This window comes from Phyllobacterium sp. YR620, assembly GCF_900104165.1.
Taxonomy (GTDB): domain Bacteria; phylum Pseudomonadota; class Alphaproteobacteria; order Rhizobiales; family Rhizobiaceae; genus Phyllobacterium; species Phyllobacterium pellucidum.
The window spans coordinates 100182-112392 of the sequence record NZ_FNJP01000005.1 but is presented as its reverse complement, the minus strand read 5'-3'; the positions used below and the strand labels follow the sequence as shown (position 1 = coordinate 112392).

Annotated in this window: 12 protein-coding genes; 6 read left to right on the top strand and 6 right to left on the bottom strand. The window is 60.2% G+C overall.

Annotated features, from left to right (window positions below; all coding sequences use genetic code 11):
- The first annotated feature begins 36 nt into the window (after positions 1-36).
- From mscL to BLR72_RS16775, 3 genes are all read left to right on the top strand, one after another.
- Positions 37-444 (top strand): large conductance mechanosensitive channel protein MscL, encoded by a 408-nt coding sequence (mscL, locus tag BLR72_RS16785; protein ID WP_027230325.1) that lies wholly within the window; start codon positions 37-39, stop codon positions 442-444.
- Between the two features lie 258 nt (positions 445-702).
- Complete coding sequence (locus BLR72_RS16780) at positions 703-1869, top strand: pyridoxal phosphate-dependent aminotransferase (protein ID WP_091950461.1); 1167 nt, start codon at positions 703-705, stop codon at positions 1867-1869.
- A complete protein-coding gene (locus BLR72_RS16775) occupies positions 1866-2909 on the top strand; it encodes an AbrB family transcriptional regulator (protein ID WP_175492385.1) in 1044 nt (347 codons plus the stop codon). The genes BLR72_RS16780 and BLR72_RS16775 overlap by 4 nt, the downstream gene beginning before the upstream one ends.
- Before the next feature lie 57 nt (positions 2910-2966).
- Here the strand turns inward: BLR72_RS16775 and hemA are convergent, their stop codons facing one another.
- Positions 2967-4244 carry a 5-aminolevulinate synthase gene (hemA, locus tag BLR72_RS16770; protein ID WP_027230323.1) on the bottom strand — a complete coding sequence of 426 codons (1278 nt, stop codon included), beginning with the start codon at positions 4242-4244 and terminating at the stop codon, positions 2967-2969.
- A gap of 323 nt (positions 4245-4567) precedes the next feature.
- On the opposite strand from hemA, the gene galE reads away from it, so the two are divergent.
- Positions 4568-5560 (top strand): UDP-glucose 4-epimerase GalE, encoded by a 993-nt coding sequence (galE, locus tag BLR72_RS16765; RefSeq protein WP_091950457.1) that lies wholly within the window; start codon positions 4568-4570, stop codon positions 5558-5560.
- A 10-nt stretch (positions 5561-5570) separates the two neighbouring features.
- Here the strand turns inward: galE and BLR72_RS16760 are convergent, their stop codons facing one another.
- Positions 5571-6017 (bottom strand): MgtC/SapB family protein, encoded by a 447-nt coding sequence (locus tag BLR72_RS16760; RefSeq protein WP_051614557.1) that lies wholly within the window; start codon positions 6015-6017, stop codon positions 5571-5573.
- A gap of 190 nt (positions 6018-6207) precedes the next feature.
- Here BLR72_RS16760 and BLR72_RS16755 point away from each other — a divergent pair, with 190 nt between their 5' ends.
- A complete protein-coding gene (locus tag BLR72_RS16755) occupies positions 6208-6396 on the top strand; it encodes a hypothetical protein (RefSeq protein ID WP_027230320.1) in 189 nt (62 codons plus the stop codon).
- 69 nt (positions 6397-6465) lie between these two features.
- Here BLR72_RS16755 and BLR72_RS16750 read toward each other — a convergent pair whose 3' ends face one another.
- On the bottom strand, positions 6466-7083 hold the full coding sequence (locus BLR72_RS16750; protein WP_027230319.1) for an FMN-dependent NADH-azoreductase: 618 nt from the start codon (positions 7081-7083) through the stop codon (positions 6466-6468).
- A 125-nt stretch (positions 7084-7208) separates the two neighbouring features.
- Between BLR72_RS16750 and BLR72_RS16745 the strand changes: the two genes are divergently transcribed.
- Positions 7209-8114, top strand: coding sequence for a LysR family transcriptional regulator (locus tag BLR72_RS16745; RefSeq protein ID WP_091950455.1), 906 nt, complete (start codon positions 7209-7211; stop codon positions 8112-8114).
- Positions 8115-8374: 260 nt separating this feature from the next.
- On the opposite strand, the gene BLR72_RS16740 is transcribed toward BLR72_RS16745, so the two are convergent.
- The 3 genes from BLR72_RS16740 to BLR72_RS16730 are packed head-to-tail and all read right to left on the bottom strand — an operon-like array spanning position 8375 to position 12122.
- Positions 8375-10669: a xanthine dehydrogenase family protein molybdopterin-binding subunit gene (locus tag BLR72_RS16740; protein ID WP_091950453.1), complete on the bottom strand. Its 2295-nt coding sequence runs from the start codon at positions 10667-10669 to the stop codon at positions 8375-8377.
- A complete protein-coding gene (locus BLR72_RS16735) occupies positions 10666-11649 on the bottom strand; it encodes an FAD binding domain-containing protein (protein ID WP_091919779.1) in 984 nt (327 codons plus the stop codon). The genes BLR72_RS16740 and BLR72_RS16735 overlap by 4 nt, the downstream gene beginning before the upstream one ends.
- Positions 11646-12122 (bottom strand): (2Fe-2S)-binding protein, encoded by a 477-nt coding sequence (locus tag BLR72_RS16730; RefSeq protein ID WP_091919777.1) that lies wholly within the window; start codon positions 12120-12122, stop codon positions 11646-11648. Before BLR72_RS16730 ends, BLR72_RS16735 begins: the two co-directional genes overlap by 4 nt.
- Positions 12123-12211: the final 89 nt, after the last annotated feature.

The window sequence follows — 12211 nt, the reverse complement described above, 5'->3', positions numbered from 1 at the left end:
TTTGGATTAACACATAATACTGGAGAGTGGTACATCATGCTGAAAGAATTCAAAGAATTCGCCTTGAAAGGAAACATGGTCGATCTCGCCATAGGTGTGATCATCGGTGCTGCCTTCGGCCGATTGGTCGAGTCGATCGTCGCCGATATTTTCATGCCGATCATAGGCCTGCTCACACGCGGCACCGACTTTACCAACCTGTATCTCCAGCTTTCCGGCGACGCGCAGCCGACCCTCGCGGCGGCCCGGCAGGCTGGCGCGACCATCGCTTATGGAAATTTCATCACTCTGCTCATCAACTTCCTGATCGTGGCCTGGGTCCTGTTCATGGTGGTCAAGGCAATGAACCGCTTCAAGAAGAAGGAAGCCGCCAAGCCTGCCGAACCGTCGAAGGAAGAAGTGCTTCTCACGGAAATTCGCGACCTTCTCGCCCAGCGCACCTGACAGGTGTCGCCGAAGGGTTGCCCTGAGGGCAGCCCTCCGATCTCGGGCCGTTGTCGCCCGTCATCCCTATATTTTTGCCGTAATGCTGCGCCCAACACCCAAGGCGGTCAGGTTGCGGAGTGTCGAAACCGAAGCCTCTCCCGCCATAACGGTGGCGGGAGCCCATCACTTGCGATGATGGAAACATCACAAATATCCACGTGCGAAACAGAATTCGTTGTTATAGGTCTGCGGCAGGCAGACTGGAGACACGAATAAATGAACCTCGTTCAGCAATTGCGGCATGAAGCAGCGGTGGCGCCTGAGAGCGGCATCGTTGCCGTCATGAATCATGGTCGTCGCCAGGAGGGCGTCATCCCGCTCTGGGCCGGCGAGGGCAATCTTCCGACGCCCGATTTTATTCGCGATGCCGCATCGACAGGCCTTGCCAACGGCGAGACCTTTTACACCTGGCAGGCCGGCATACCGGAACTGCGCCAATCGCTTGCGGCGTACTACAAACGCCATTTCAATGCGGATCTGCCGGTCGAGCATTTCTATATTACCGGATCGGGCATGCAGTCGATCCAGCTTGCGATCCAGGCCACGGCCGGCGCGGGCGACGAAGTCATTTATCTCTCTCCGGCCTGGCCTAATTTTGCCGCCGCCGCGGGCATTGCCGGCGCGACGCCGGTAGCGGTGACGCAGGACTTCACCGGCAACGGCTGGGGATTCGATCCCCAGAAAATACGCGATGTCATCACGCCGCGAACCCGGGCGCTATTTATCAATACGCCTTCCAATCCTTCTGGCTGGACCGCCGACATCGATACGCTGAAGGAAATCCTGAGCATTGCCCGTCAGCACGGATTGTGGATCGTTGCCGACGAAATTTACGCGCATTTCTATTACGGCGCCCGCCGCGCGCCCTCCTTCCTTGACATCATGGATCCCGATGAGCGCATCATCTTCGTCAACAGTTTCTCCAAGAACTGGGCGATGACGGGGTGGCGGGTCGGCTGGATGGTAGTTCACCCCTCGCTTGGCAAGACGATCGAAAATCTCATCCAGTATTCGACGTCGGGCGTTGCCCAATTCATGCAGCGCGGCGCCGTTGTCGCGCTCGATCAAGGCGACGACTTCATTCGCATGCAGGTCGAGCGCGCCCACAAGGCACGCGATATTCTCTGTGCCAAGCTCGCGGCGACGGGAAGGGTACGGTTGTCGCCGCCCGCAGGCGCGTTCTACCTGCTTTTCGGTATAGACGGCATCAGCGACTCCTATCGCGCTGCATTTGATATTGTCGATGAGGCTAAAGTCGGCCTTGCGCCGGGCACGGCTTTTGGCGATGGTGGCGCCGCCTTTCTACGGCTCTGTTTCGCCCGACGGATCGATCAGGTCGAGGAGGCGGCCGACCGCCTCGCAGACTGGATCCGGAAACGTTGACGCCGAACCCCGTTCATCTCGACAAGATCAAAGCTACCCTTCTTTCATTGCTGATAGCCACGGCCGGCGGCTTGACCGCCTGGCTGATCGACCTGCCGATTCCGTTCCTGCTCGGTTCGACCATAGCCGTTACGGCCGCCTCGCTGTCGGGGATAAGAATTTATATTCCGGACCGGCTGCGCGGCTTCGTTTTCTTTTCGCTGGGAATTCAGGCAGGTTCGGGCGTCTCACCCGGCATCCTCGACCAGATGGTGCTGTGGCCGGTGAGCTTCCTGATGCTTTTCGTGGCGCTCGTTCTCGTGACGTCGCTGACTTACCTCATGCTGCGCAAGGGTTTCGGCTGGGACGGCCCAACCGCGCTCTTTTCGGCGCTTCCGGGCGCGCTCTCCTTTGTCCTCGTCGCGGCGATGGGCACCTCGGCGAACATGGTGAAAATCACCGTCATCCAGTGCGTGCGCCTGTTGCTTCTCATCGGGTTCCTGGCGCCGCTTCTCGCTATCATCGCAAGGAATGCGCCACATGTCGTCGTTGCAGTCAATTATGACTGGACCATTCAGGAGGCTATCATCCTCCTCGTCTGCGGCGGCGCCGGCGCCTTGCTCGGCTATTACAGCCGCATTCCTGGAGGCATGATGCTCGGCGCCCTTCTTGCCAGCGGTATCCTGCATGCTACGTCCATCGTGACAGCCGCCGTGCCACGCTCGATTGCCGATATCGGCCTTGTCGTGCTCGGCGTGCTGATAGGATCGCGGGTCGGCGCAGAACATAGAGCCCAGTTGGTGCGCTATCTGCCGGCGGCGCTTCTTGCCTTCCTGATCGGAACGGCGGCGTCCTTCGCTGCCGCCCTGGTCGTCTGGCTGCTTCTCGACATTCACCCGGCACAGATAGCGCTTGCCTTTGCGCCGGGTGCGCTCGAGGCGCTCACCGTGATCGCCTTTTCCCTCGGCGTCGATCCGTCCTATGTGGCTTCGCATCATGTGGTGCGGTTTCTGATGATCGCCTTCTCGGTGCCGTTTCTCGCCCGCCTTGTCGCGCGCTGAACCACAAACAAAAACCGGCGCTCACGCGCCGGTCCACTTGCGTGCAACCAGATGCAATCAGCCGCCGGCCTTTGACACAGCGAGCGTTACGACCCGCTCGCTCGTTTCGATGGCGGGTTCGCTGTCCTTGGAGAAAGGAATGCCAAGCGCGGTCCACACCTCGACCAACGCGTCCTTCAGCTCGACGACGAGTTCGTTGGAATGGAACGGCGTCGGGGTGATGCGCAGGCGTTCGGTGCCGCGCGGGACGGTCGGATAATTGATCGGCTGGATATAGAGGCCGTGTTTCTGCAGCAGCCGGTCGCTGGCCTTCTTGCAGAGTTCAGGGTCGCCAACGAGAATCGGAACGATATGCGTTTCCGATTTCATCACGGGCAGATTGGCCTGGGCGAGAACGTCCTTGGTCAACTTTGCCTGGCACTGGTGCATGCGGCGCTCTTCCTGCGACACTTTGAGGTGCCGGATCGATTGCGTCGCTGCGGCTGCAATTACAGGAGGCAGTGCGGTCGTGAAGATAAAGCCCGGTGCATAGGACCGGATAGCGTCGATGACAGTCTTTGGGCCGGCAATATAGCCGCCCAGCGTTCCGAACGCCTTGGCGAGTGTGCCCTCGATGACGTCGATACGGTCCGACAGGTTCTCGCGGTCGGTGATCCCGCCGCCCCGGTTGCCGTACATGCCGACAGCATGAACCTCATCGATATAGGTCATGGCGTTGTATTCGTCGGCAAGGTCGGCGATTGCCTGAACGGGGGCGATGTCGCCGTCCATCGAGTAGATGGATTCGAAGACAATGAGCTTGGCGCGCTCCTTGCCCGCCGCTTTCAACAGCTCTTCCAGATGAGCAAGGTCGTTGTGACGGAAAATCTTCTTTTCCGCGCCCGAGCGCCGCACGCCTTCGATCATCGAGGCGTGGTTCAGTTCGTCGGAAAGTATGAGGCAATTCGGCAAGAGCCGCGCGATCGTCGAGATCGACGCTTCGTTCGACACGAAACCGGAGGTGAATACGAGGGCTGCTTCCTTCTGGTGAAGGTCGGCCAGCTCATGTTCGAGTTCAACCAGCGGATGGTTATTGCCGGAGATGTTGCGGGTGCCCCCAGCGCCGGAGCCCATACGGCTCGATGCGTCATGGATCGCTGCAATCACGTCCGGATGCTGGCCCATGCCGAGATAATCGTTTGAACACCAGACCGTAATTTCGCGTTGCGTACCTTCGTCGCGCCAGATCGCGCGCGGAAAACGACCCACGATCCGTTCCAGATTGGCAAAGACCCGGTAGCGCTTTTCAGCGTGCAACTGGTCGATCGCGTCTTCAAAAAACCGACGATAGTCCATGAATTGCTCCTGTATCATGAACGTAGTACCGTTTTTGCCTGGCAAAATCCATTGTGAGTTGAGGGTCAATTTGCCACGGTTTAAACGAAACTCTAACCCCTAAATATTGAAGCCGGCAAAAATTGTGGAAGACACCGCGTGATGTCGGGCGCAAAGTCGCGGCGCCGGGAACGGGCATTCACCTTACTCACATTTTGTCGGTTCCCTTTATCCGCATACCACGTAAGTTGCATCACATTGGCTCGATGATTAGCTTTCAACGGCTGACTCGATGCGACAAGATCAACTCTGGGCAACAGAATGGGGACCAAGGGGCTGTGTCAATGACCGTGCTTGTGACCGGCGGCGCTGGATATATCGGCAGCCACATGGTCTGGGAATTGCTCGATGCTGGCGATTCCGTCATCGTGCTGGATCGTCTTTCAACAGGATTTGAGTGGGCTGTGCCGCCCGAGGCGAAACTGATCGTCGGCGATATCGCCGATCAGAGCCTTGTTCGCCAGACGATCGAGCGCAACTATGTCGACGCGGTGATCCACTTCGCCGGATCAGTGGTGGTGCCCGATTCCGTGCGCGACCCGCTCACCTATTACGAGAACAATACCTGCAAGTCGCGGGCCTTGATCGAGGCTGTGGTAAAATCGGACGTGAAGAACTTCATCTTTTCATCCACCGCGGCGGTCTATGGCGACGCGGGCATGAAGCCGGTCACCGAAGATGCAGCGACCCATCCGGAATCGCCCTATGGCCTATCCAAGCTGATGACCGAATGGATGCTGCGCGATACCGCCGCCGCCCATGATTTCCACTATACGGCGCTGCGCTATTTCAACGTCGCCGGTGCCGATACCAAGGGACGCACCGGTCAATCGACGCGCGGTGCCACCCATCTGATCAAGGTTGCCTGCGAGACTGCGCTCGGCAAGCGCCCGTACATAGAAATCTTCGGACACGATTTTGCAACGCCGGATGGCACTTGTGTGCGCGACTATATTCATGTCAGCGACCTCGTGGCGGCACATCGCCTGGCGCTGGAGCGCCTGCGTTCGGGTGGCAGCAGCATGGTGGCGAATTGCGGCTACGGACGCGGCTTTTCCGTTAAAGAAGTCATCGAGAGTGTCGAGCGTGTGCATGGCAAACCAATCGATGCAAGGTTGACGGTGCGCCGTCCCGGCGACGCGGCCTCCGTGGTCGCCGACAGCAGCAAGGCGCGCCTCGACCTCGGCTGGAAGCCGAAGCTCGACAATCTCGATACGATCGTCGAGTCGGCGATGAAATGGGAAAAGGCGCTGCAGCACCGCAACAATAAGGGCTGAAGACGACGTATCAATCTTCTTTCTGCTCCTTCTTCAGCGGCAGCATGAGGCGCAGCGTGAGAAGCGTCAGCACGGATATGATAATCGCGACATCGTAGCTTTCGAGCCCGACCGAAACGCCGATGGCGCCAGTCGACCAGATGCTCGCCGCGGTCGCCGTGCCGCGTACCGAGTTCTTGCCCTGCAGGATTGCCCCGCCTCCGATAAATCCGACGCCGGTGATAAGACCCTCAACGATGCGCGCCAGCGCTTCGGGATTGTCCGTCATCAGGCGCTCGGCGCCTTGCACGAATCCGCAACTCGCCAGCGCTACCAGCGGGAAGGTCCGCAGGCCGGCGCTTCGCTCCTCCTGTTCGCGCTCCCACCCGATGGGAAAGGCAAGGATATAGGCCACCGCCAAAGCAAAGGCATGTGGGAAAAGCGGCAGGGTATTCAGGTAATGAAACGTTTCGAACAAGCGCTGTCTCCAACCATTATGAACGTTGAGCACAACGCCAGGTAGTGGTCAGCGGTTCCCAGAGATCGTACGACGCGCAGGCCTGCGGCGCCGCGACACATTGCCATTGAAGTCTTAAGGCTTGAAAAGGGGAACCTTCTTCTTGGGGAACGGTTGTTCTTTCAACGAGGCACTAGTTGGAGCTTGATTGATGGACGGCCGAAACCGTACCTACGAAAAAGAACTCTCGCAGATTTTGAGACGGCAGATTTCCCAGTCGTCCTACAGGTCGGCGATACGAGCTGCAGGTATCTACAAGGTTGACGAAACCGTCCCGGAAAGTCTTCTCGACCAGCTGAGGCGTCTTGATGACGCCGAGCGGACCTTGCGAAAGTCCTGACCAAATAAACTTTGTACAAAAAAAGAGGCGGGCCAAAAGCCCGCCTCTTTCGCGATCAGCGCATTACCCTTAGGCGGCAAGCGCCAGGTCGCTGGTAAGGTCGAGAGCCGACGATACGGCCTTGGCTTCTGCATCAGGACCCATCGCGACGCCCTCGATGCGGATGACTTCGACATCGGTCATGCCGAGGAAGCCAAGCGCAGTCTTGAGGTAAGGTACCGCATGATCGAATGCTGCTGCCGGACCGCTGGAATAGACACCGCCCGAAGCGATGACGATATAGACCTTCTTGCCTGTGACCAGGCCCTTGGGGCCTTCAGCGCCATAGCTGAACGTCTTGCCAGCGCGGGCGATATGATCGACCCAGGCCTTTAACGTTGAAGAAATGTTGAAGTTGATGAGGCCTGTGGCGATAACGATGCTGTCGGCGGCAAACAGTTCATCGACGATGGCATCCGATACGCCAACGACGCTTTGCTGACGCTCCGAACGGGATTCGACCGGGGTGTAGATGCCCGACGAATAGTCCGCATCGATATGCGGCAGCGGCTGGCTGGCAAGATCGCGCTTGACGATGGCGCTGCCGGGCGTCTTTGCCTGCAGCTTCTGGGCAAGTTCGGTAGCGACGCGCGTCGAATGCGAAGCGGCACCGCGGGGGCTCGATGTAACGAGAAGAATGGAAGACATAGCCTAAGTTCCTTCAATTGATATTCTCGGGTGAGAACTGATGGCTGTAATTTGGTGCTCGACATCCATTTAGAAAACTGGGAAAATATCGATCATTTCTATCTAATAGATCGATAGGTCAGGCAATGCAGGCAAATCCGACGCTCGACCAGCTTCAGGTGTTCGTGACAGTTGCGGAATCCGGCAGCTTTTCGGCTGCAGCGCGCAGGCTCAATCGCTCGCAGTCGGTGATCAGCTATACGATCGCCAATCTCGAAGCGCAGCTGGAACTGCAATTGTTTGAACGCGGCGGAACGCGCGAGCCCCGCCTGACGGAAACCGGCAAGGCCATGCTCGAGGACGCGCGGCGCATGGTCTCCGTGCTGCAGAGCCTGCGTTCGCGTGTCGAAGGGCTGAAAATGGGCCTCGAAGCCGAGGTTGCCGTCGCCATAGACGTGTCATTGCCGTCGCCGGTGATGACCTGCGTGCTCAAGGCGTTCCAGGAACAGTTTCCGACAGTCAGCCTGCGCGTTCATGTCGGCGCGCTCGGCATGGTTTGGGATCTGGTCCTGAAGAAACAGGCGGATTTCGGCATAGCCGGTCCACCTCTCAACGCCCCTGACGAACTTGTGCTGGTGCAAATCGGCCAGACGGCCATGACACCCGTTGCGGCACCGAGCCACCCGCTTGCGCTTTATGAGGGGCCGGTCCCGCTTTCCTTTATTCGCGATCATACGCAACTGGTCATTACCGATCTTAGCGAACAGACCAAGGGGCGTAATTTCGGCGTGTTCGCCTACAAGATCTGGCGCCTGACGGACGTCGGCACCAAATATGATCTCACCGTGGCCGGCCTCGGTTGGGGCGGCCTGCCGAAATGGATGGTGAAGGATGATATCGCCGCCGGCCGGCTGGTGCAGCTCGATCTCGAGCCCTATCCGGAAACCGAGTATCCGCTCTTGGCTATCTACCCTGTCGACCGGCCGCTCGGCCCGGCCTCAAACTGGCTGATCGATCGGTTCAAGCAGGAATTGGGGCGGTTTGGGAGCTGACTGAAGTCGCATGGGTCCCGGCGCCCAGGCCATCCCCGGGCTTCAACCCCAGAATTCTCAATAGGGAGCAAGTCCAGATGGATCCTCGGGCTCTTGTCCCGAGGATCCATGACACTTGGCTGAGACATTGACGCATTGGTTCGTCAAAAGACTGGATCCTCGGGGAAGCCCGAGGTGAGGGTGGAGAAGCAGGGGAAAGCGTCAATGGAACCGTGGGAAAGGCGATCCGCGTGTCAGGGCGCGCCCAGCGGCGGCATCCCTCAAATCAGCTTGTCCATTGTGATCGGCAAATCGCGCACCCTTACGCCCGTAGCGTGATAGACCGCATTGGCGATGGCCGGCGCGACCCCGACGATGCCGAGTTCCCCCACCGCCTTGCCGCCGAGCACCGAGGCATGCGTATCGGGTATGCCGACCGAAATCACCTTGAGGTCCGGAATGTCCGCGTTGGTCGGCACGAGATAGTCCCCGAGATTGTTGTTCATCACCCGCCCGTTGCGCGCATCGACAATGCCTTCCTCAAGCAAGGCCTGGCCGATGCCCATGATGATCCCGCCCTTCCACTGGCTTTCGGCGAGCTTCGGATTGTAGAGCCGGCCCGAGTCCAGCGCCGAGACCATGCGCGCCACGCGAACGGTGCCGAAATCGGCATCGACCCGCACCTCGACGAAGTGAACGCACCAACTGTGCAGCGAGTAGTCACCATCGGTCGGCGACAGCATCGTCGTGATGGTGGTGAAGTTGCGGAAGTGATCTTTCTCGTTGCGCAGGTTCTCCGGCAACGTATCGCGCAGAGCTTCGATCCGCTCGCGGCCCGTCCGCTGCATGATTTCAGCAATGCCGACGCCGGCGCCGGTATCGCGCGGTGACGATATTACGCCGTTCTCGACAATGAGCGTATTCGCCTGGAGGTCGCGGAACGGCGAATTTGGATCGTTGATGGCGAGACCGGTCAACTCGTCGCGTGCGGCGAGCGCCGCCTTGTGCACGGCGCCGGTGATCAGGTTGGCGAACTGCGAACCGCCGGCGACCGGCGCCCGGGGCAGCGACGAGTCGCCGAGCTTGACGCGCACTGTCTCGACTGGAACGCCGATTGCCTCCGCAGCCGTTTGCGCCAGGATAGTATAGGTGCCCTGGCCCATGTCGATGCCGCTGCTGGCGACCTCGACCGAACCGTCGCCAAGGATACGCACCAGTGCTTCGCCTGGGGTGCGTCGTACGGGGTACGTGCCGGCTGCGACACCGTAGCCGATGAGCTGATTCCCTTCGCGCATCGAGCGCGGCTTTGGCTGGCGCTTGCTCCAGCCGAAGGCCTCCGCTCCGGCCGTATAGGCTTCGCGCAGGCGGCGGGTCGACCACGGCTTCCTGGCATGCGGGTCTTCCTCGGCGTAGTTGAGAAGGCGGATTTGCACCGGGTCGATCCCGACTTCATAGGCGAGTTCATCGATCGCGCATTCAATGCCGAAAGCGCTGGGATTTTCGCCGGGCGCACGCAAGGCGCCGGGCTTCACCGTGTTGACGGGAACGACGTTCTGGCGCGAACTGAAATTCGGCGTGGCATACATGATCGACGTCACCGAGCCGAGCGGCTCGACTTGAACGGCTTTCATCGAAGTTTCGTTAGCACCTGTCTGGACGATGGAGACAAGCTTGCCGTCGCGCGTTGCGCCGAGTTCGATCGTCTGGCGTGTCGCCGGCCGGCCGCCATAGGCCGCAAAGGTCTGCGCCCGCGTGACCGCGAGCTTCACCGGACGGCCGAGCATGCGCGCAGCATTGATGGCAATGGCGCCATGTTCGAGGGCGAGCGCCTTTGATCCGAAGCCGCCGCCAATATAGGGCGAGCGCAACTCAACGTTCTCGAAGGGGATGTCAAACCACTCCGCATAGGTCCGGGCCATGCCGTCGATCCACTGGCTGGGCTCCCAGACCGTCAGCCTGTCGCCTTTCCACTCCGCAATGAGCCCATGCGGTTCGATCGGCACATTATACTCGCGCGGGGTCCGGTATTCATGCTTGATGCGGATAGGGGCGTTCGCAAGCGCGCCATGCGCGTCGCCCCATTCGATTGTCATCCGGTCGAGTGGCATTCCCTCCCCGGCCTTGGGATCATCGAGGCCCGCGATCGCCGGCGCCTCTTCGTAGTAAACCTTGACCAGCGCCGCTGCCGCCGTTGCCTGCTCGAAAGTTTCGGCAATGACAGCTGCGATATGCTGGCCGGCAAAGGTGATGTTACGGGCCAGCGGTTCGTAGGGCGCATCGGAAGGCGGCGTGTTGAGCCAGTCGGTTGCCGATTTGATCGGCAGCGCATTGTCCGGGGTCATTACCAGCAGTACGCCCGGCGCGCGTTCGGCGGCATTTGCGTCAATGGAAACGACGCGGCCCGACGCGATCGCGCTTTCGACGAGGACGGCGTGTACCATTCCTTGCGGATGGTGCTCGAGGGCATAATCGGCAAGGCCGGTTATCTTTGCCGGGCCGTCGATGCGCGACAGACGTCCGCCCAAGGCGCCGTCGGCGGCGTCCCCACGCTTTGCTCTGGTTTCAACGATGGTCATGCCGCAGCTCCAATCTTGAGGATGGCGCGTTCGACGACGCGCGGGGCAAGTTCGATCTTGTAATGGTTGGCGCCATGGTCGATCGCGCCCTCGACGGCCAAACGGCTCGCCTCCTTGATAGCGTCGTGCTCGAAGGCCGTGCCGCGCAAGGCGTCCTCGACGGCCCGCGCGCGCCACGGTTTTGTGGCGATGCCGCCAAGGGCGATGCGAATGTCGGTGATGGTGCGGCCATCCCCGCCAAGTTCGATGCCGACGGCGGCGCTCGCCGCGGCAAATTCATAGGATTGCCGGTCCCGCACTTTGAGAAAGGTCGAGCGCCGCGCCGCTGGCGAAGCCGGGATCGAGATCGCGGTAATGATTTCGCCGGGGCGCATTGCGTGTTCCTTGTCCGGCGTTGCGCCCGGCAACAAGAAGAAATCATCGATGGGCACCTGGCGGTCGCCGAGATGCACAAGAGCATCGAATGCCGTCAGTGCCACCGCAAGATCGCCAGGATAGGTGGCGATGCAGGCACTGCTGCCGCCGAGCACCGCATGCGAGCGGTTGACGCCGGTCAGTGCGGCGCAGCCGCTACCGGGGTTTCGCTTGTTGCAATTGGGAAATGTAGCCGGATCGCGAAAATAGGCGCAGCGCGTGCGCTGCAGGAGGTTGCCGCCAATCGTTGCCATATTGCGAATTTGGGCCGAGGCCGCCTGCCAAAGAGCCTCGGAGATTGCCGGGAACTCGCCCTTGATTGCCGGGTCCTCGGCAACGCGGCTCATGCGTGCGAGTGCGCCGATCGTGGCGCCTTCGCCGTCGATGCGCACCACATCCAGGCCTTTGAGATGGCTTATATCGACAACGCGCTCCGGCTCGGCCACGCCGCATTTGGCAAGGTCGATCAAGGTGGTACCGCCGGCAAGCAGCATTGTCGCCGGCATTGCCGCGGCGCTCAGCGCCTCGTCAATCGTAGCGGCGCGAACATAGGAAAAATCCCTCATGACAGTTCCTTTGCAGCTTCGCGCACGGCATCGACGATGTGCGGATAGGCGCCGCAACGGCAGAGGTTGCCGGACATGTATTCCCGGATTTCATCGTCGGAGCCGGCATGACCCTCGCGAATGCAGGCGACGGCGGACATAATCTGTCCGGGCGTGCAATAGCCGCACTGGAAGGCGTCATGCTCGAGAAACGCGGCCTGTACCGGATGCAGCGCGTCGCCGGGCGCGGAAAGGCCCTCGATCGTTTCGATCTTGCTGCCTTCGACCTGTGCGGCGAGCGTAAGGCAGGAGAGGACGCGTTCGCCGTCCACATGCACCGTGCAGGCGCCGCACTGGCCGTGATCGCAGCCTTTCTTGGTGCCGGTCAGTTCCAGATGTTCGCGCAAGGCGTCGAGCAGCGTCACGCGCGCCTCGACTGTCACTTGCCGCGACTTGCCGTTAATGTCGAGATTGAGGCTGATTTGATTTGTCATCGGCGTCTTGACTCCGTTCTGATGACAGTAAGTCCCGAGGGTCGCCGGACGTTCCACGAGCAAAAGCCCAAAAAACATGACACGACGGG

Coding starts and splice junctions, on each gene's coding strand:
- BLR72_RS16750 (WP_027230319.1), bottom strand. CDS start 7,083: ATGTCTTCCATTCTTCTCGTTACATCGAGCCCCCGCGGTGCCGCTTCG.
- BLR72_RS16735 (WP_091919779.1), bottom strand. CDS start 11,649: ATGAGGGATTTTTCCTATGTTCGCGCCGCTACGATTGACGAGGCGCTG.
- BLR72_RS16730 (WP_091919777.1), bottom strand. CDS start 12,122: ATGACAAATCAAATCAGCCTCAATCTCGACATTAACGGCAAGTCGCGG.
- hemA (WP_027230323.1), bottom strand. CDS start 4,244: ATGGACTATCGTCGGTTTTTTGAAGACGCGATCGACCAGTTGCACGCT.
- BLR72_RS16755 (WP_027230320.1), top strand. CDS start 6,208: ATGGACGGCCGAAACCGTACCTACGAAAAAGAACTCTCGCAGATTTTG.
- BLR72_RS16740 (WP_091950453.1), bottom strand. CDS start 10,669: ATGACCATCGTTGAAACCAGAGCAAAGCGTGGGGACGCCGCCGACGGC.
- BLR72_RS16745 (WP_091950455.1), top strand. CDS start 7,209: ATGCAGGCAAATCCGACGCTCGACCAGCTTCAGGTGTTCGTGACAGTT.
- BLR72_RS16780 (WP_091950461.1), top strand. CDS start 703: ATGAACCTCGTTCAGCAATTGCGGCATGAAGCAGCGGTGGCGCCTGAG.
- galE (WP_091950457.1), top strand. CDS start 4,568: ATGACCGTGCTTGTGACCGGCGGCGCTGGATATATCGGCAGCCACATG.
- mscL (WP_027230325.1), top strand. CDS start 37: ATGCTGAAAGAATTCAAAGAATTCGCCTTGAAAGGAAACATGGTCGAT.